The organism is Xanthomonas sp. NCPPB 3569 (assembly GCF_041475645.2).
Classification (GTDB): Bacteria; Pseudomonadota; Gammaproteobacteria; order Xanthomonadales; family Xanthomonadaceae; genus Xanthomonas; species Xanthomonas phaseoli.
The window spans coordinates 2006519-2025761 of record NZ_CM192969.1 but is presented as its reverse complement, the minus strand read 5'-3'; the positions used below and the strand labels follow the sequence as shown (position 1 = coordinate 2025761).

Genomic DNA, 19243 nt, shown 5'->3' with positions numbered 1-19243 from the left:
ACATGGCTGCAATGTGTACGCCCAACAGGGTGTCCAGCGGGCTGCCGGCAGGCCCGTTGCATTTTTGGGTTCGGACCGATGGCATACTGCGACCGGCAGGCCGCAGCAAGCGTTGCATGCGTATGCGACTGCGTGGCGCTCAGCACGCTGGATTCAAATCGGCGAATCCGGCAGCACCGAGTGATAGGCAATGAAGGCGTCATTGCATTGCAGTGGCGTGCCCGGGCCGGGTTTGCCTTGTAGCTGCACATCGTTGGGCACCGATTCGGTCAGCTGATCGTAAAAGCTCACCGGGCCGCCTTTGAAGGTGAAGTGCGTCGCGCCCGGATTGCTCGCAGGCCCACCGAAATGCGGCTGCGCGAAGCTGACCTTGCCGCCTTCCAGCACGACATTGTCCAGCGAGAGGGTGATCGGCCGGGTAGTGCCGGCATCGCGGTACCCATAGAAACTCAGTTCGCCGCCACCCAGGGTGGTCGAACCCAGCGAATGCACGTTGCTGAGCGAAATGCCGTCGAACTGCGGCTGGTTGTCGCGGGTGGCCGCGTTGGCGTAGTTGGCATCGAATACCAGCGGCCGCGCAACCCCGCGCATGCAGATGTTCTCGAAGCTGATGTCGTAGACCTGGCCGCCGCGTGAGGCATCGGACTTGATGCGCAGGCCATTGCCCGAGTAGGGATCGCGCTGCGCATCGTTGGCATTGAAGCCGTCGATGCTCAAGCCACGCACGGCAATATGGCGCATACCCGAATCGGTTTCGCTGCCCAGCGAAAAGCCATGGGTGTAGTAGAGCTGGTTGTAGGCGAACAGCATGTTTTCCGAGGCAATGCTGCGCTTGCTGTTGGCATGCGCCTTGATCGCCACACCATCATCGCCGGTGCCGATGTACGAGTACGCCAGCAGCACATTCTTCGACTGGCCCGGGTCAAAGCCATCTGTGTTCTTGGCAGTCTCCGGTGTGAAGCAGGTCGCGTGCGGATTGACGTCCGGGGTGCTGCCTGCCGGGCATCGATAGCCGGGACGCGAATAGACGAGGCTGGGCGCCAAAATCTTGATGCCCCACGCGGTCAGGCCCACGACGTTGTCGCTGATGACATGGAAGTTGGGCGAGTTTTCCAGGGTGATGTCGTACAAGGTGACGTTGGTGCTGTCGTCGATCTGCAGCAGGCGCGGCACGTGCTGACTCAAGCCCTTGGTGACGTTGAGATAGGCAAGATCCCACCAGCTGGCTTTGCCGGCATTGGGTCCGGCAGTGAGCGTGCTGCCGCCACGGCCATCGATCTTGCCGGCGCCGACAATGGCGCTGTTGGCGGTGTCGGAGAGATGGATCAGCGGGCTACACGACTTGGCCTTGTCGCTGGTGGCGGTGCCGCAGGTGCCCAGGCCGTTGTCGTAGTCTTGCGGATTGCGCGAGCCGAACAAGGTGACCCCGCGGTCGATCCAGAGCGTGACCCCGCTTTTGATTGTCAACGGCCCACTGAGCACGCCGGATTCGCCGGCATCGCCGGGGACAAGATGCACTGCGCTGCCGGCAGGGCAATCGTCGATGGCCGCCTGCAGGCGCGCGGTGTCGCGCTTGGAGTGGGCCGGATCCTGATCCAGCGCGTCCAACGACCCGGCCACTGGCATCAGTGCGGCTTTGAGCGTTGCGCAGATCTGCGTCGGCAAGGTCGGCTGCTGGACGACGCCCCAACGCGTGGAGATGCTGTGCGCGGTGTCGGGCACATCCTGTCCGTGCGGCCGCGCTGCGCTGGCCTGCAAGCTTGTCATGCCGAACAAGGCAAGCGTCAGTGGTGCGATGGCGGGAAAGGTGAAAGGAGATCGCATTGGGGGGAGTGCTCCGATGGGGCGCGGCGACGGTGCGATTTACGCGCAGCAGCGATACGTTGCATGAGAGCCGGGTCACCGTGCCTGTGCGCCGGGCTTGCACTGCAGGTATCGCCGTTGCGACGTCGATTACGCAAGCAAGCGGCAAGCCTGGCGCCGCATGTGGGCGGCCGACGTCGGAGAAGCGAACTCGACGCCGCGTCCCCGAAGTCGTCAATGCAGTGCCCATTCCAATCAAGCGCTGCCATCGGACGCGCGCATGCGCGGTTAAAACACCATCGCCTGTTGGCACACCGCATCACGCGGATTGCCAACAGGCGATGAGTCCCGGTGCTACACCGAAACGTTGCTGCCAGGACGCTACAAAAATGCAGCTGTGGTGGCGATTGGTCAGTCGGCGGCCCCGGCCCCGGTATTGCCGTACTCGTAGAAACGATTCGCCGAATTGGTGCAGTTGCTGCTGCAATACGGGCGGCCGACCGTCGATGCATTCCATGGCGCGGTCTTGCGGATATGGCTGCCCAGGGTCGAATCACGCACCGTCACCTGGCCGTTGGGCGAGGTGCCGTTGACGTAGGCGCTCAGGCTGCCGACGCTTTCGTCCCAGGCACGCCCAAGATAGGTGTTGTTGTCCGGAGAGCCGGAGACGCCGGTAAAGCTGCTGTTGATCGCCAGGAATCCATAGCTGCTGCCAGGGCGCGTGCTGGGGGCAAAAATATAGCCGCCGCGGCTGCTGCCCAGGCGTGCGCCGGTGGAACGGATAGTGGCGCCATCGAAAACACCGACACCGGAGCCGAAGATGAAATCGACATCGCCCTCGATGGTGCTGTTCTTGAAATACGTACGGATCACATCGGACGCGCTGCTCGCGCTGATCAACAAGGTGTCCTGGTTGCCGGTCACCAGGACATCCTGGAAGTTGGCCTTGTCGCCACGCACCGCCAGCGCCACCGCCGATTGATTGTTGTCGGTGTAGGTGCCTTCCACATAGTTGTTGTCCACGCGCAGGTGGCGTGCCTCGAAATTCGCTGCGCGCACCGTGAACGTGGCGCTGTTGGAGGTGCCAACCGTGGTCGCCGATGCATTGCTCGCACAGGGGTGGCTTGCGGTGCCGGCTGGCTTGGGCGTGGGGTTGGCATTGTTGAAACGGATGACGGTGTCGCCGGTGTTGGTGCCCAGCCCGAACAGCGTCAGCGGTGGCGCATTGTTCGGCACGCAGACCAGTTCGGTGTAGATGCCCGCCTTGATGCTGATGTAGCGACGTGTCGTGCCGCCGGCAGCCACGGCAGCGTCGATGGCAGATTGCACGGTGCGGTAGCGGGTGGAGCCGTCGGCCGCCACTGCGTAGTCGGCACTGAGCAGGGCGACACCTGCGGTAGGGTTACAGTTGTCGGTCACCAATGCGCTGATCGGCCCGGCCTTGGCCAAGGCTTTGGCAATCGTATACGTGCTCGCTTCGCTACTGGTGAGTTGCGGCCGTGTGGCAGTGCCTGTCAGTGCTAGCGCAGTGGCGCTGACAAGGCTCAGCACTGCGGCCGCAAGACAGGTTGTACGGATGTGCGATGCAGACATGTGGTGCGCTCTCTCTGGAAGGGACGCGTGCGCAAGACGCTGCAAATGCCGGGCAATCCAGTAGCGCCCGCTATGCTGTTGCACGCTCGCCTGAAAAACGATCGCAACAGACTTCAGGCCGCTTGAGGATTCCAGGAAATACAGCGCAGGTGCAACGATGGTCGTTGCCATGCGCGGTTCTGGTTCGTGCCGCACTGGCGGCTGGCCGATCCTACTGCCGTGTTCGTTGTTGGGCCGATGATGTATCAGCCAATGTGCCGGAACTGCGAGTCGGTCACGCTTTGCAGCCTGTTACCGTCGCTTCAGGCCATGCGCGCGCGCCGAACTTATTGCGGTTGCACAACGACGGCGAGTGACGCCGCGTCCTCACATGCCGTGGGCGCAAGGCCTTTCAGACTGGCTCACCCGCGTACCACGCGCATGTCAGGAATCGAAATGGCAGACACCAAAGAGTTGCAGGAAAAATTCTGGAAGGCGCTCAAATCCGATCGCACCGTGATGCTGGGACTGGACGGTGTCGAAGACGGCCACGCGCGTCCGATGACCGCACAGATCGAAGGCGATAGCGGTGGCCCGATCTGGTTCTTTACATCCAAGGACAACGCACTGATCGCCATGCTGGGGCAGGGACGCCGCGTCATCGGCGCTTTCAGCAGCAAGGGCCACGATCTGTTCGCCAGCATCAGCGGTTCGCTGCGCGAAGACACCGACCCGGCCATGGTCGATCGGTTGTGGAACCCATATGTCGCTGCCTGGTACGAGGGCGGCAAGACCGATCCGAACTTGGCGCTGCTGCGTCTGGACGCCGACCATGCGCAGATCTGGCTCAATGAGTCGAGCCTGCTGGCAGGGATCAAGGTGTTGTTGGGCGTAGACCCGAAGAAGGATTACCAAGACAAGGTGGCGGACGTTCCGCTGCGCTGAGATCTGGCCCTCCTACGCCACCGTCGAGGTGGCGTAGGCGGGCTGGTTGCGCGATTGGCAATGCTCACTGCTGTGCGACGGCCGCATTGCAACGCAAGCCCACCACGCGGTGCGTGCGGGCGCGTGCATTACTTCACAGCATCTCCACCTGCCCACTGGGCGGCCTTCCAATGGACGTGCGCCAGGCGTTCTGGCGGCCACCTGTGTTGCCATAGATTCCTGGTGGAAACCAGCGCCGGGTTGGTGCTGATCGATACCGGCTTTGGCCTGCGCGATGTCGCCGAGCCACGTGCCCGAGTCGATTTGCGTGCGCCCACGCCGCGGTGATCTGCGCTTCACCGCGCGCCAACGCACCGCAGCGCGATGATCTGCCACCGGCACAGCGCGCGTGGTTGTGCCGCCATTCCAGGAGATTGAACATGCAGCAGATCGAAATTGGCCAGATGGTGTTTCTACGCGATGGCGAAGTCGGTGTTGGTGCCGTCCGCGACATCCGCAACGATGGGGAAGAACTGGTCATCAATATCGAAAATGGCGGCGACTTCGTGCTGCCTGCATCGGTAGTGCGTGATGTGCATTCGGGTAAGGTGATGCTGGATGTGGACAAGCTTCCCGATGATGTACGTAACGCGCTACGGCATCCACATGACAACGAGCTGCAGACCAGCACCTATGCCGCCAGCGATGCGCAGGATGGGGCGTTGAAGTAGGGTCTGATCGCATCGTGAGCGGTGCCGACTCCTGGTCCGCACATGCTGCGCAACTCAGTCCGGCAACAAGAACGTGTGCGGCGCAGCATCGGCAGGGCCTGCCACCAGGGTAGGTTGTTCGGCTTCGTCCTTCAACTGCACGCCAGAGAGCTTGCGGCGAAATGCTTCGCGCAGCAGATACCCCAGTTTGTGGGTCGCCTCGGCGTAGCTCAGTCCTTCGGCGCGAATGTTGGAGATGCAGTTGCGCGCTGCGTCGGTGAGCCCGACACGGGGCATGTAGGTGAGATACAGGCCCAGGCTGTCGGGCGAGCTCAGGCCCGGCCGTTCGCCGATCAGCACGATCACCGCGCGTGCGGCGAGCAGTTCGCCAACCTCATCGCCGATTGCCACGCGCCCTTGCGCCACCAGCACCACCGGCGCGAGTGACCAGCCTTCTTGCGATGCCAGCGCATCGATCTGCTCGAACATGCGCGCCGCATGCCGATGCACGGCCAGCGCAGACAGCCCGTCGGCGATGACCACCGCAACATCATGTCCGCCGCCATGCACCGCCGTGAGGCCGCGTAACTGGGCGGCGGCATCTTCGGCCAGGCGCCGCCCCAGATCCGGACGTTGCAGGTACTGATGGCGATCGGCCGCAGCGCTCTGCAGCAGGATGCTGCTGCGCCCGCGTCGCTCCAGGGCGGCCTGCAGCGGTGCCGGGTCGAATGGCAGATGCACCGCATCGCGTGCCTGCGCGTGCGCCAGCTGGAACTCCAGGTGCGCGTCTGTCGGCAGGCTGGTGCCCACCCGGCCCAAGGCAATGCGCGCGGGCGTCAGTTGGCGCAGTTGCGCCCAGGCATCGCGTGGCGGTCTGGAGGGTGCGCTCATGGCGCCGTTCTACCGCTGGCCTGTGCCAATGCACGCCGAAATGGCGCCGGTACCTCGCTGCCGAGTTCGAAGCGGCCATCGCGCAGCCGCAGGATGTCGTGCTGCTCCAGCCACTGCTCGAATTCGGGCGCCGCGCGCAGGCCGAGTGCCTGGCGCGCATACAGCGCATCGTGAAACGAGGTGGTCTGGTAGTTCAGCATCACATCGTCGGAGCCGGGAATGCCCATGATGAAATTGATGCCGGCCGTGCCGAGCAGGGTGAGCAACATATCCATATCGTCCTGATCGGCTTCGGCATGATTGGTGTAGCAGATGTCGCAGCCCATCGGCACGCCGAGCAGCTTGCCGCAGAAGTGATCCTCCAGCCCGGCGCGGATGATCTGCTTGCCGTCGTAGAGATATTCCGGGCCGATGAAGCCCACCACGGTATTCACCAGCAGCGGTTTGTAGTGGCGCGCCACCGCATACGCGCGCACCTCGCAGGTCTGTTGATCCACGCCATGGTGCGCATTGGCCGGCAATGCGCTGCCCTGGCCGGTTTCGAAATACATCACGTTGTCGCCGACGTTGCCGCGCCGCAACGACATGCCGGCCTCATAACCTTCCTGCAGCAAGGCCAGGTTGATGCCGAAGCTGGTGTTGGCCGCTTCGGTGCCGGCGATGGACTGAAACACCAGATCCACCGGCACGCCGCGGCCGATCGCCTCGATGGTGGTGGTGATATGCGCAAGCACGCACGATTGCGTGGGGATCTGATAGCCGCTGATCACCGCATCGAGCATGCGCAACAAGGCGGTGGTTGCGGCCAGACTGTCGCTGGCCGGATTGATGCCGATGACTGCGTCGCCGTTGCCGTACAACAGCCCATCCAGCACGCTGGCGGCAATGCCGGTGGCATCGTCGGTGGGGTGGTTAGGCTGCAAGCGCGTCGACAAGCGTCCGCGCAACCCCAGTGTGTTGCGGAAACGGGTGACGACCCGGGTTTTCTGCGCCACCAGGATCAGGTCCTGCACGCGCATCACTTTGGACACCGCGGCCACCATTTCCGGCGTCAACCCTGGAGCCAGGGCGGTCAATGCGGCTTCGTCGGCCTGCGCGCTCAGCAGCCAATCGCGAAAGCCGCCGACGGTGAGATGCGCCACCGCGGCGAACGCAGCGGCATCGTGCTGGTCGATGATCAACCGCGTCACTTCATCCGTTTCGTACGGCACCACTGCTTCCTGCAGAAAATGTCGTAGCGGTAGATCGGCAAGCGCCATCTGCGCGGCCACGCGTTGCAGGCCGGAGTCGGCGGCAAGCCCAGCCAACTGGTCGCCGGAGCGCGCAGGCGTCGCCTTGGCCAGCAAGGTCTTGAGGTCGGCAAACCGAAACTGTTCGCCACCGGCGGTGAAGGCGAAACCGCTCATCAGCTGGTGGCCGGGGTGTCGTGCTGGCTGCGCAGGCTGAGCACGCAGCACGCCGCGCCGAACAGCAGCAGACCCAGGAAGATCAGTGCCACGAGCGGGTTGAACCACACCATGGCCACCAGGCACACCAGCGCCAGCACCAGGGCGATGGCCGGCACCACCGGGTACCCCGGTGCGCGGAAACTCCGCTCCAGACCCGGTTCGGCGCGGCGTAGCTTGAACAGGCTGAGCATGCTCATCACATACATCACGATCGCGCCGAACACCGACATGGTGATCATCGCTGCGGTCAACGACATGCCCTGGATCTTGACCACGCTGTCGCTGCAGATCGCGGCAATGCCGATGACGCCGCCGGCCAGGATGGCGCGGTGCGGTGTGCGAAAACGCGACAGCCTGGCCAGCCCATGCGGCAAAAAGCCGGCGCGCGCCAATGCGAAGAACTGCCGCGAATAGCCCAGGATGATGCCGTGGAAACTCGCCACCAGCCCGAACAAACCGATCCACACCAGCATGTGCAACCAGGTGGAACTGTTGCCGACCACCGCCTTCATCGCCTGCGGCAGTGGGTCGTTGATGTTGGAGAGCTGGCGCCAGTCGCCGACGCCGCCGGCAAACACCATCACCCCAAGTGCCAAGATCACCAGGGTGAGAATACCGGCGATATAGGCGCGCGGAATCGTGCGTTTGGGGTCCTTGGCTTCTTCGGCCGCCATCGCGGCGCCTTCGATGGCCAGAAAGAACCAGATCGCAAACGGGATTGCGGCGAAGATTCCTGAGATGGCCGCCGGCCCGAACACATCGCTGCCGGCCCAACCATTGGCGGCGAAGCGCGCCACGCTGAAACCCGGCGCCACCACCCCCATGAACACCAGCAGTTCGATCACCGCCAGCAAGGTCACGACCAGCTCGAAGGTGGCTGCAATCGCCACGCCGACGATGTTCAAGCCCATGAAGACGAGGTAAGCGCCGATCGCGGCAATGCGCGGGTCCAGGGTCGGGTACTGCACATTCAGATACGCCCCGATCGCCATCGCAATGGCCGGTGGCGCGAAGACGAATTCGATCAGCGTGGCCAGGCCCGCCAGCATGCCGCCATAGGTGCCGAACGCGCGCAGGCTGTAGGCGAACGGCCCGCCTGCATTGGGAATGGCGGTGGTCAATTCGGTAAAGCTGAAGATAAAGCAGGTGTACATCACCGCGACCAGCAACGTGGTCACCAGGAAGCCGAGCGTGCCGGCGGTGCCCCAGCCGTAACTCCAGCCGAAATACTCGCCGGAAATTACCAAGCCCACGGCGATGCCCCCACAACTGCCAGGTGCCCAGGGTCGGTTTGAGGTGCTCGTTGCGCATGTCGCACATCTCCTGCTGTCGGGGGAGGGAGATGAAGCACGCCCGACGCCGAAGCGACGGACCGACCGTCAGCAGCCCAAGCGCCTACGTGCAGCGACGCGCGACGGTCGTTCCGGTTATACCGCAACGGCCGCTGGCGGACACACGCACGACGGGTAGGTCGCCGCCGACCGGGTATGCAGCGTTCCGGCGCAATGGTCGTGGGTTGCGTTTTTTTCTTTTGGCGCCGCAGGGTGTGGCGCGTTGTTGAATTGAGGGGGCCTGATCCAGTCGCGATGCATCCAATAGTGGGGTCATCGCAGGATGACTCTGCAGCCGCACGCTAAGGCGGATCGGGATCATGGTCCATCAACGGGGCGGGGATGCGACCATTCGGTGTCATCCCGCTCACGACTGCCGGTAGTTGGGGCGCGCCGGTTCCGTCACGGCCCAGCCGGCTGCATGAACTCGATGGAAATATGGTCCGGACCAGACACGTAGGCGGTGAGCGTTCCTGTTCTCGGACCTCCCGGAATCGGCAGCGGCTTGCCCTTTGCCTTCCATCCGGCGGCCTCGACACGGGAGATGGCCGCATGGATGTCCCGGACGGTCAGCGCCAGATGGGCGGCCCCGATCGCACCCGCGCTGTCCGGCGACTGCCCATTCCGACGACCGTTGGAATACTGCAGCAACTCGACGATGAATCCGTCCGGAGCCTTCACGATTGCCGTTCGCACGCTCGGATCATCCACGCCGGTGACCTGATGCAGGAAATCGCCGCCCATCTGTGCCTGTCGTTCGAGCGTAAACCCCAGGGCCTCGGTCCAGAACCGGATAGCCTCGTCAAGCGATGAAACGGCAAACCCGATGTGATCGACGCTGGTCACGCCTGCATTGCTATCCACTGTGGCGGCTCCGTTCCAGTACGTCCGAGACGCGATAATTTGTGTGAGGGAAGCTAGAGCCAGCAGAAGACCGCTGGCTAAGCAGGCTCTTATAGGAAGCGTAGGACAGCGTCCTCAATGCCTCCGCACGTCAACGAGGCGATCTTTCGAACGCTCTACTTCGTCCGCTCAAGCACCAGCAACGGATCGATGCGGGTGTCGAACCAGTTCATCCCCCAATGCAGATGCGGCCCGGTGGCACGCCCGGTGGCACCGACCGCGCCAATCACCTGGCCTTGCTCGACCCGATCGCCCACTTTCACGTCGATACGCGACAAGTGCAGGAAATTCGAGCTCACGCCAAAGCCGTGATCCAGCAGCACCGTGCCGCCGGTGAGATACAGGTCCGGCGCCGCGAACGTCACTACGCCGGCCGCCGGCGCCTTCACCGGGGTGCCAGTGGGCACGGCGATGTCCATGCCCGAATGGCCGGCGCCGGGCTGGCCGTTGTACACGCGTGCATTGCCGAAGCGGCCGCTGATGCGACCCTGCACCGGCCAGATGAAGGGTTGGGCGAAATCGGTGCGTGCATCGTCGCGGTCGCGTGCGGCGGTGACCTGCGCCTGCTCGCGCTTGATCCGTTCGGCGATTGCCGGCGGTGGGTTGACTGTTTTGGGCGGCACGCCGTTGACGCGTTCGATCGGCCAGTCGCGCGGCGTCACTGCGATGCTCACGGTCTGCGTGCTGCCTCCGGGCGGGGTGATCTGCACCTGCAATGGCCCGGTGGCATCGCGGCCGATACCGAACACCACGCTTCCATAACCGCTCACCCGCAAGCTGCGGCCGGCGTATTGCACCTTGCTGCCAGCCGGCACCTTGCCGATCACCAGCGCACCTTGCGAGGCGCTTTGCGGAAACACGGCATCAGTCGCGGCGGCCGCACTCTGGGCATCTGCAGCACCTGCCGCTAGCACGACCGGCGCCAGGAGCAACCAGGCGCCAAACAGGGCTGCGCGCATCAGCGGTCGAAGGTCAGGCGCCGGCCGGCAGCGCTGCCCACCAGTTGTTCGCCGTCCCACACCTGCTGGCCGTTGACCCACGTTGCAGCGATACGCGAACGGAAGGTGGTGCCCTCGAATGGCGACCAGCCGCACTTGGACAGCACCTGCTCACGCTTCACGGTGAACGGGGTGTTGTCGATCATCACCAGGTCGGCGAAATAGCCTTCGCGCAGGAAGCCACGCTCTTGCACATCGAACAACTGTGCCGGCGCATGCGCGAACTTCTGCACGACACGGGTGATCGGCAACTTGCCTTCGTGCACCAGCTCCAGTGCCGCGACCAGCGCGTACTGCACCAGCGGCAGGCCCGAGGGCGCCTGCGCATAGGGCTTGTGCTTTTCTTCCCAGGTATGCGGGGCATGGTCGGTGGCGAGCACGTCGATGACATCTTCGGCCAGCGCATCGATCAGCGCCAGGCGATCTTCGGCATCCTTGATCGCCGGGTTGCACTTGATCAGGTTGCCCAGTCGTGCGTAGTCGCTGCGATCGAAGCGCAGGAAGTGGATGCAGGTCTCGGCGGTGATGCGCTTGCGTAGCTTGCCGTCGGCATCGACCAGCGGGCCGGCTTCGAACAGCGACAGCTCGTCGGCGGTGGAGATGTGCAGCACATGCAGACGGGTGTTGTGCTTGCGCGCCAGCGACACCGCCAGCTGCGAAGACTTCAGGCAGGCCTGACGCGAACGGATGTCCGGGTGCATCTCCGGTGTCAGCGCATCGCCGTATTTTTCCTTGTACTGCGCCATCGTCGCATCGATGGTCGGGGTGTCTTCGCAATGCGTGATGATTGGCGTGGGCGCGTCGCGGAAGATCGCATCCAGCGTTTCGGGGTTATCGACCAGCATATTGCCGGTGGAGGCGCCCATGAACACCTTGATGCCTGGCGCGGTCTTGGGGTCCAGCGACTGGATATGGACCAGATTGTCGTTGCTGGCGCCCATATAGAAGCCGTAGTTGGCCCAGGCGCGCCCGGCAGCGGCGTCGTACTTGGCCTGCAGTGCGGCGGCATCCAGCGTCGGCGGATTGGTGTTGGGCATGTCCATGAAGCTGGTCAGGCCACCAGCCACCGCGGCGCCGGATTCGGTCGCGATGTCGCCCTTGTGGGTCAGGCCAGGCTCACGGAAGTGCACCTGGTCGTCGATCATGCCTGGCAGCACCCAGCGTCCGGCGGCGTCCACCACGGTATCGCCAGGGGCAGGGGCGATCTTGTCGTCGATCTTGGCGATGCGGCCGCCCTCGATCAGGAGATCGGCGTCGAACTCTTTGCCTTCATTGACCAGGCGGGCATTGACGATGACGGTTCGGCTCATGGATGGGGTCCTTTGCAGCTGCAGGAAGAAGACGGGCAGGGCGAGGCGGGTGCATCGGGCACCGGATCGAATCCGCCCGGATGGAAGGGATGACAGCGGCCGAGCCTGCGTGCGGCAAGCCAACTGCCGCGCAGCGGGCCGAAGCGGCCGATGGCGGTCATCGCGTAGTCCGAGCAGCTGGGTGCAAAACGGCAACGCGGCCCGAGCAGGGGGCTGATGACGAGCTTGTAGACGCGCAGCAGCGCGATGAGCAGGCGTGAGATCACTTGCCAATGATATGCCACTTGCATTAATAGGTGGTTGCCGGGGGTCCGTGGGGTACGTTATAAAGGCCCGCTTTCCCGGGCCCCGGGGGAACCAAGGATGAGCGTTTCGTGGCTGCTAAAAAACCTGCAAAAAAGGCCGTAGAGGCCGCCAAGAAGTCCGCCAAACCCGTTGCGAAAAAGGCAGCGACGTCCGCTGCTGCGAAACCGGCCGCAAAACCGGCGACCAAGCAGTCGGCTGCCAAGAAGGCACCCGCGAAGAAGGCACCTGCGACGAAGACCGCTGCCAAGCCGGCGCCGGCTTCCAAGACCGCCGCGTCCGTAGCCCCCAAGTCAGTGAAACCCGTCGCCAAGCCTGCTGCCAAGCCGGCGGCGAAGAAGGCAGCCCCGGCTGCCGCCAAACCGGCCGCCAAGCCGGTGGCGTCCAAGTCCGTACCGAAGCCGGCCACCAAGCCGGCTCCGGCCAAGTCAGTCCCGGTCAAGGCTGAAAAGCCCGCGCCCGCACCGGTCCCCAAGGCCGTCCCTGCGAAGCCGGTAAAGCCTGCGACCCCGTCATCTAAGAATCCCGTGCCCGTTTCGAAATCTTCCGCAAAAACGCCAACCAAAACCGAAGCCCCCGCCAAGCCTGCTGCGACCCGTCCGGTCGGCAAGGTGGCCGTGGCCGTGACGTCCAAGCCGTCCAGCGCGGCTCCCAAGACCAAGTACAAGGTGGTCGAGTACAAGACCGACGAAGCAACCGGTCGCCCGATCCTGCCGCAGGGCTACAAGCCTTCCGCGGACGAGGAGTACATGAACAAGTTGCAGCAGGAATATTTCCGCCAGCGTCTGCAGAGCTGGCGCAACGAGATGGTGGAGGAATCCAAGCAGACCATCGAAAACCTGCGCGAAGAAGTGCGCGATATCGGCGATGAAGCCGAACGCGCCACCCGCGAGACCGAAAACTCGCTGGAACTGCGTGCCCGTGACCGCGCCCGCAAGCTGATCTCCAAGATCGACAGCACGCTCAAGCGTCTGGAAGACGGTGATTACGGCTACTGCGTGGACACCGGAGAAGAGATTGGCCTAGACCGCCTGGAAGCGCGCCTGACTGCCGAGCGCACCATCGACGCCCAGGAGCGTTGGGAGCATTTGCAGAAGCAGCAGGGCGACTGACCGTCCGCCTGGCTCATGAAGACCCCGCCATGTGCGGGGTTTTTTTATGGACGCCTGATCCGTTGCATCGGTACCTGGTCAGTCAGCGCACGTCGGCGAACCGCCGTCGCGCGCAGTTGAATGACGGCACCTGGTCGCGGCTCGCGGCACGAATGTCTTTGCTCCAGCGCGACGCAGTGGGCCGGCAATCGCGCGATTGCGCAGCTCACTGCAGATCGCGCAGGTCCAGCTTGCGCAGGCGCGGCGCCTTCCAGGCGGTGGTGGCCACCACGCCCAGGGTGACGCAGCCGCCGATCACCACCGCAGGCACTAGCCCGACCAGGCGCGCCATGACGCCGTCGTAGAATGCGCCCAGCTCGTTGGACGAGCCGATGAAGATGCCATTGATCGAAGACACCCGGCCACGCATGGCATCGGGGGTGGCCAACTGCAGGATGGTCTGGCGCACCACCACCGAGACGCCGTCGCACATGCCGTACACCAGCAGGATCGCCGCGGACAGCCAGAAATGGCGCGACAGTCCGAAGGCGATGGTGCAGAGCCCGAAGCCGGCCACCGACAGCAGCAGCACGCGCCCGGCATTGCGCTGCAGCGGGTGCCGCGCCAGCCATACGCCAACCACGATCGAACCCAGCGCCGGCGCACCGCGCAGGATGCCCAGGCCTTCCGGGCCGTAGTGCAGGATGTCGTGGATGAAGGCCGGCAACATCGAGACCGCGCCGCCAAGCAGGACCGAAAACATGTCCAGCGCCATGGCGCCCAGCATGATCTGGTTGGACAGTACGAACCGCGCGCCTTCGGCGATGCTGCGGAAGATCGGCGCACGCGGGCCCTCGCTGACTGGCTCGCTGACACGCAACAACGCCAACGCCAGGATCGCCAGCATCGCCACGCTGGCGGCGACCCCGTAGGCCAGGCCCTTGCCGCCCCCAGCCGACCAGCACACCGCCCAGCGCCGGGCCGATCACCATGCCGGCCTGGAAGGTGACGCTGCCGATGCTGGCACCACGTGCGAATGCTTCGCGCGGCAGCGCCCGTGCAAACAAGGCGTTGTAGACCGGCGACAGGAAAGAGCGCGCCGCGCCGGTGAGCGAGATGGCGGCGTAGATCGGCCACACGCCTTTGATGGGCAGCCAGCCTTGCGTGATCGCCAACAGCAGCAGTGCGGTTGCGACCAAGCCGAGCACGGCCACCATGCCCAGCCGGCGGCGCGGCAGGTGATCGACCAGGTAGCCGGCAAAGGGGGCGATGCAGAAGAACGGCAGGATTTCAGCCAGGCCGATCAGCCCCAGCGAGAGCGGGTTGCCGGTCATTTCATAGATATGCCAACCGACCGTCACCGCGACGATCTGGTAGGACAGCATCGCTGCCACGCGGTACAGCAGCACCAGGCCGAAGCCTGGATGGGCGAGCAGCGTCCGCAGCGAATCGGCGGGCGATGGGGCGGGCGTGCTCACTGCTGCGCGCGCGCGGTATCGCGGATGAAGGCCAGCATCGCTGCCACGCCGTTGCTGCGGGTCGGCGACAGATGCTTAGCCAGGCCGATTCCGGCGATGTAGTCAGGCTCGGTGGCCAGGATCTCTTGCGCGCTACGCCCCGAATACACGCGCAGCGCAAGGTAGATCAGCCCGGAGACAATGGCCGAATCGCTGACGGCATGGAAATCCAGCCGCTCGGCGTTGCCCTCCGGCACGATCCAGACCATCGATTGGCAGCCATGCAGGCGGTGCTCTTCGGTTTTCCACTGTTCCGGGAAGGCGGGCAACTTGCGTCCAAGGTCGATCAGGTACTGGTAGCGCTCGGACCAGTCGCCGAAAAAGGAAAACTCCTCGGCAATGGCGGCCTGCGCCTCGGCGGCAGTGGGTTCGAGCGGGAAGGGGGAGTTGGTCATCTAAGTTCCAGAATCGATCGCAAAAACTAAGGGCATCTGGTCAGAGCCCCTCTCCTTCCGGGAGAGGGGTGAGGGTATGGGCGAAGCCTCGTGGCTGTTGCACGTGGCTTCGCTCGCACCCTCATCCGGCGCTGCGCGCCACCTTCTCCCGGTGGGAGAAGGGTAGGTCATGCGCGTTGGGTGTGGAGGTGTGCAATTGAGGTTTCAGGGGATGAGCAGGTATCGAACTCAGGCATTGCCCCTCACCCATCGGGAGAGGGATTGGGTAAGGGTACGGGCGAAGCCTCATGGCTGGTGCACGTGGCTTCGCTCGCACCCTCATCCGGCGCTGAGCGCCACCTTCTCCCGGTGGGAGAAGGGTCGGTCATGCGCGTTGGGCGTGGAGGTATGCAAGTGCGGTTCAGAGGATGAGGGGAGTGGTGAACCCGGGTATTGCCCCTCTCCCATCGGGAGAGGGGTTGGGGTGAGGGTACGGGCGAAGCCTCGTGGCTGGTACAGGTGGCTTTGCTCGCACCCTCATCCGGCGCTGAGCGCCACATTCTCCCGACGGAATAGGAACGGTCAGGCGCGTTTCCAGCGTACGCCCTGCGGGGTGTCTTCCAGGACGATGCCCTCGTCGGCGAGCTGCTTGCGGATGGCATCGGCGCGGGCGAAATCCTTGGCTTTCTTCGCCGCGCTGCGCTCTTCGACCAGGGTAGTGATGCGGGCATCGTCGCCTGCGTCGGTGCCGCGCGAGAACCATGCAGCCGGGTCTTGTTGCAACAACCCCAACGCCATGCCGGCACCAAGCAACTTGGCGCGCGCGGCATGCAGCTCGGTCATGCGCGCCGGCGCTTGGCCGCTGTGCATCAGTTCGCTGCGCAATGCACGCGCATCGGAGGCGATGCTTGCCATGACGGACAAGGCCAGCGGCGTATTGAGATCGTCATCCAGAGCGGACTCCACCTCGGCGGGAATCGTCTTGGATGGTGCAAAGTCGCTGCCGCTTTCGGCTGCCAGCGCAGCCAGATCCCGCAACGTCCCATACAACCGGTCCAGCGTGTTCTTGGCCTGCTCGATCAACCCATCCGACCAATCCAGTGGCTGACGGTAATGCGCGCTCAACAGCGCATAGCGCAGCGCTTCGGGCGGATGCCTGGCGATGAGCTCGTGCACGGTTTCGATATTGCCCAGCGACTTGCTCATCTTCGCGCCGCTGAAATTGAGCATGCCGTTGTGCAGCCAGAAGCGCGCAAAGGTGGCACCGCCATGCGCGCACTCGCTCTGCGCAATCTCGTTTTCGTGATGCGGAAACTGCAGGTCCACGCCGCCTGCGTGGATGTCGATGGTGGGGCCCAGATGCGCCGCAGCCATCGCCGAGCATTCGATATGCCAACCCGGGCGGCCGCGGCCCCATGGCGATTCCCAGCCGGGCAGGTCGTCGCTGGAGGGTTTCCACAATACGAAGTCGCCGGGGTCGCGCTTGTACGGCGCCACGTCCACACGTGCGCCGGCCAGCATTTCGTCCGGGTCGCGCCGCGAGAGTTTGCCGTAGTCCTCGAAGCTGGAGACCGAAAACAGCACGTGGCCTTCTGCGGCATAGGCATGCCCGCTGGCGATCAGCTGCTCGATCATCGCCACGATGTGCGGGATATGCGCGGTGGCCTCCGGTTCGATGTCCGGTGGAACCACGCCAAGCGCCGCCATGTCCTGCCGGTAGATCGCCGCGAAGCGATCGGTGATCGTCGCAATCGGTACGCCCTGCGCCTGCGCGGCGGCGTTGATCTTGTCGTCCACGTCGGTGATGTTGCGCGCGTAGCGCAGTGCGCCGTAGCGTCGGCGCAGCAACGCGGCAAGCACATCGAACACCACCGGGCCACGGGCGTTGCCGATGTGCGCGTAGTTGTAGACGGTGGGACCGCAGACATACAGGGTGGGGCTGGACGGATCGAGCGGCGCAAACGGCTCGACCCGCCGCGTCAGGTTGTTGTGCAGGCGCAGGCTCATCGGCATCCGAAAAAGGGCAATCGCGCGATTCTAGCCCGTTGTGGCGCGATGGCGAATCGCCAGCCCGACCATGGCCACCGGATGGGTTGCGTTCAGCCCAGGCGGCCGCAAGCTCCATACACTTACGTACTGCCTGGCTGCGCGTTCCCGGTACTGATGCGACCTTCTCCGTTCTTCATGCTGCTGTGTACGTTTGCCGGGCAAGTCATTCCGGCGCATGCGGCAGAGCCCGACCCCAAGAACCGGGTTGTGGTGATCGAGAACGTGAAACTGGATTATGCGCAGGTGCTCAACGTCGAGCCGGTCTACCAGACGCTTCGCGCCACGCGTATCGAAGAGCAATGCGAAGCCGAGCAGGCGGCACAGGCTGCGGCAGCGCCGGCCGAGGACGAGGGCCGCATCAACCGCATGGTGGATTCGGTCAAGGAAATGTTCTCGCGTCGCCCCGAACCGGCCGCGCCCGCTGCGGTGCCGCCGACCAGCACGCGGCGCAACTGCAAGGTGGTGGAAGTGCCGCGTGAGTTCCGCCGGCCGATCGCCTTTGACGTGGACTATGTCTACAAGGGCACCAAATACCGTTCGCGCCTGCCGGAAGATCCGGGCAACCGGCTGCGCATCCGGGTCTCGGTGACTCCCTACATTCCCGACGCCATCGTCGCGCCGCCGCGATGAGATGCGCAGCGGTTGCGCCGTGCCCACATGCGTGCGAGGATTCGCGCCCTATGCAAGCAAACGCCTTTCAGCACGACACCAGCGCCGCCCGGATGGCCTCCGGCATGACCTCGCGTGCCCGCCGACCGGAATCCCACATTTTCGCTGGGTAAGCCGGGGCGTTTGCTGTTCCGACGTTGAAGACCCAGCCCACAGGCTGGGTTTTTTCGTTTTGGCGTCACAAAAGTTTCAACCGCAAGAAACGCGCATGTCGCGCACCCCGTCGCTCCTGGCGGACCAACGCAGCAGTAGCACGCAGCTAAAGGATCGATCGATGTCACTGAAGCACTTCTTGAACACCCAGGACTGGAGCCGCGCCGAACTGGATGCGCTGTTGACCCAGGCCGCGTTGTTCAAACGCAACAAGCTGGGAAGCGAGCTGAAGGGCAAGTCGATTGCGCTGGTGTTCTTCAACCCCTCCATGCGCACCCGTACCAGCTTCGAGCTGGGTGCGTTCCAGTTGGGCGGGCATGCGGTGGTCCTGCAGCCGGGCAAGGATGCGTGGCCGATCGAGTTCAATCTGGGCACGGTGATGGACGGCGACACCGAAGAGCACATCGCCGAAGTGGCGCGCGTGCTGGGGCGTTATGTCGACCTGATCGGCGTGCGCGCGTTTCCCAAGTTCGTGGACTGGTCCAAGGACCGCGAAGACCAGGTGCTCAAGAGCTTTGCCAAGTACTCGCCGGTACCGGTGATCAACATGGAAACCATCACCCACCCATGCCAGGAGCTGGCGCATGCGCTGGCGCTGCAGGAACACTTCGGGACCCAGGATCTGCGCGGCAAGAAGTACGTGCTGACCTGGACCTACCACCCCAAGCCGCTGAACACCGCGGTGGCCAACTCGGCGCTGACCATCGCCACCCGCATGGGCATGGACGTGACCCTGTTGTGCCCGACGCCGGACTACCTCCTGGATCAGCGCTACATGGACTGGGCCGCGCAAAACGTGGCCGAAAGCGGCGGTTCGCTGCAGGTGAGCCACGACATCGACAGCGCCTATGCCGGCGCCGATGTCGTCTACGCCAAGAGCTGGGGCGCGTTGCCGTTCTTCGGCAACTGGGAACCAGAGAAGCCGATCCGCGACCAGTACCAGCATTTCATCGTCGACGAACGCAAGATGGCGCTGACCAACAACGGCGTGTTCTCGCACTGCCTGCCGCTGCGCCGCAACGTCAAGGCGACCGATGCCGTGATGGATTCGCCCAACTGCATCGCCATCGATGAAGCCGAAAATCGCCTGCATGTGCAGAAGGCGATCATGGCGGCGCTTGCTTCGCAAGCGGGAATCGGGAATCGGGATTAGAGAATCGCAACAGCAACACCCTTGGCCCCCACATTTACGTACTA

16 protein-coding genes and 2 pseudogenes are annotated in these 19243 nt (G+C 64.1%); 5 read left to right on the top strand and 13 right to left on the bottom strand.

Annotated elements, in window-relative coordinates:
- Positions 1-153: 153 nt before the first annotated feature.
- The gene (locus tag ACCQ03_RS08690) at positions 154-1824 is read right to left on the bottom strand and encodes a glycoside hydrolase family 28 protein (protein ID WP_209226873.1); all 1671 of its coding nucleotides are present in this window, start codon (positions 1822-1824) and stop codon (positions 154-156) included.
- A 390-nt stretch (positions 1825-2214) separates the two neighbouring features.
- The gene (locus ACCQ03_RS08685; protein ID WP_209226870.1) at positions 2215-3396 is read right to left on the bottom strand and encodes a putative acyl-CoA thioester hydrolase; all 1182 of its coding nucleotides are present in this window, start codon (positions 3394-3396) and stop codon (positions 2215-2217) included.
- A 420-nt stretch (positions 3397-3816) separates the two neighbouring features.
- Between ACCQ03_RS08685 and ACCQ03_RS08680 the strand changes: the two genes are divergently transcribed.
- Positions 3817-4320 carry a pyridoxamine 5'-phosphate oxidase family protein gene (locus ACCQ03_RS08680; RefSeq protein ID WP_008573434.1) on the top strand — a complete coding sequence of 168 codons (504 nt, stop codon included), beginning with the start codon at positions 3817-3819 and terminating at the stop codon, positions 4318-4320.
- A gap of 419 nt (positions 4321-4739) precedes the next feature.
- The gene (locus ACCQ03_RS08675) at positions 4740-5030 is read left to right on the top strand and encodes a hypothetical protein (RefSeq protein WP_017156118.1); all 291 of its coding nucleotides are present in this window, start codon (positions 4740-4742) and stop codon (positions 5028-5030) included.
- Between the two features lie 54 nt (positions 5031-5084).
- Here ACCQ03_RS08675 and eutC read toward each other — a convergent pair whose 3' ends face one another.
- From eutC to ACCQ03_RS08635, 8 genes and pseudogenes are all read right to left on the bottom strand, one after another.
- Complete coding sequence (eutC, locus tag ACCQ03_RS08670; RefSeq protein ID WP_209226866.1) at positions 5085-5900, bottom strand: ethanolamine ammonia-lyase subunit EutC; 816 nt, start codon at positions 5898-5900, stop codon at positions 5085-5087.
- Positions 5897-7306, bottom strand: coding sequence for an ethanolamine ammonia-lyase subunit EutB (locus ACCQ03_RS08665; protein ID WP_209226860.1), 1410 nt, complete (start codon positions 7304-7306; stop codon positions 5897-5899). Before ACCQ03_RS08665 ends, eutC begins: the two co-directional genes overlap by 4 nt.
- A pseudogene (gene eat, locus ACCQ03_RS08660) lies at positions 7306-8668 on the bottom strand (ethanolamine permease). The gene ACCQ03_RS08665 and the pseudogene eat overlap by 1 nt, the downstream one beginning before the upstream one ends.
- Before the next feature lie 413 nt (positions 8669-9081).
- Positions 9082-9582 carry a VOC family protein gene (locus ACCQ03_RS08655; RefSeq protein WP_057680048.1) on the bottom strand — a complete coding sequence of 167 codons (501 nt, stop codon included), beginning with the start codon at positions 9580-9582 and terminating at the stop codon, positions 9082-9084.
- Positions 9583-9698: 116 nt separating this feature from the next.
- A complete protein-coding gene (locus tag ACCQ03_RS08650) occupies positions 9699-10541 on the bottom strand; it encodes a M23 family metallopeptidase (RefSeq protein ID WP_209226855.1) in 843 nt (280 codons plus the stop codon).
- On the bottom strand, positions 10541-11890 hold the full coding sequence (locus tag ACCQ03_RS08645) for a dihydroorotase (protein WP_209226852.1): 1350 nt from the start codon (positions 11888-11890) through the stop codon (positions 10541-10543). Before ACCQ03_RS08645 ends, ACCQ03_RS08650 begins: the two co-directional genes overlap by 1 nt.
- Positions 11887-12180: a membrane protein insertion efficiency factor YidD gene (yidD, locus tag ACCQ03_RS08640; protein WP_057680045.1), complete on the bottom strand. Its 294-nt coding sequence runs from the start codon at positions 12178-12180 to the stop codon at positions 11887-11889. Before yidD ends, ACCQ03_RS08645 begins: the two co-directional genes overlap by 4 nt.
- The gene (locus tag ACCQ03_RS08635; RefSeq protein WP_057687078.1) at positions 12180-12758 is read right to left on the bottom strand and encodes a hypothetical protein; all 579 of its coding nucleotides are present in this window, start codon (positions 12756-12758) and stop codon (positions 12180-12182) included. The genes yidD and ACCQ03_RS08635 overlap by 1 nt, the downstream gene beginning before the upstream one ends.
- Before the next feature lie 184 nt (positions 12759-12942).
- Between ACCQ03_RS08635 and dksA the strand changes: the two genes are divergently transcribed.
- On the top strand, positions 12943-13305 hold the full coding sequence (gene dksA / locus ACCQ03_RS08630) for an RNA polymerase-binding protein DksA (RefSeq protein WP_223293187.1): 363 nt from the start codon (positions 12943-12945) through the stop codon (positions 13303-13305).
- Between the two features lie 205 nt (positions 13306-13510).
- Here dksA and ACCQ03_RS08625 read toward each other — a convergent pair.
- The 3 genes and pseudogenes from ACCQ03_RS08625 to cysS all read right to left on the bottom strand — a co-directional run bounded on the left by ACCQ03_RS08625 (position 13511) and on the right by cysS (position 17182).
- Positions 13511-14762: pseudogene (locus tag ACCQ03_RS08625) on the bottom strand (MFS transporter).
- A complete protein-coding gene (locus tag ACCQ03_RS08620) occupies positions 14759-15196 on the bottom strand; it encodes a SufE family protein (RefSeq protein ID WP_017156110.1) in 438 nt (145 codons plus the stop codon). Before ACCQ03_RS08620 ends, ACCQ03_RS08625 begins: the two are co-directional and overlap by 4 nt.
- 561 nt (positions 15197-15757) lie before the next feature.
- Positions 15758-17182, bottom strand: coding sequence for a cysteine--tRNA ligase (gene cysS, locus ACCQ03_RS08615; RefSeq protein ID WP_057677849.1), 1425 nt, complete (start codon positions 17180-17182; stop codon positions 15758-15760).
- A 177-nt stretch (positions 17183-17359) separates the two neighbouring features.
- Here cysS and ACCQ03_RS08610 point away from each other — a divergent pair, with 177 nt between their 5' ends.
- Positions 17360-17854, top strand: a complete 495-nt coding sequence (locus tag ACCQ03_RS08610; RefSeq protein ID WP_039571965.1) for a hypothetical protein — start codon at positions 17360-17362, stop codon at positions 17852-17854.
- Positions 17855-18167: 313 nt separating this feature from the next.
- Positions 18168-19199 carry an N-acetylornithine carbamoyltransferase gene (locus tag ACCQ03_RS08605; RefSeq protein WP_209226848.1) on the top strand — a complete coding sequence of 344 codons (1032 nt, stop codon included), beginning with the start codon at positions 18168-18170 and terminating at the stop codon, positions 19197-19199.
- The last annotated feature ends 44 nt before the right edge of the window (positions 19200-19243 follow it).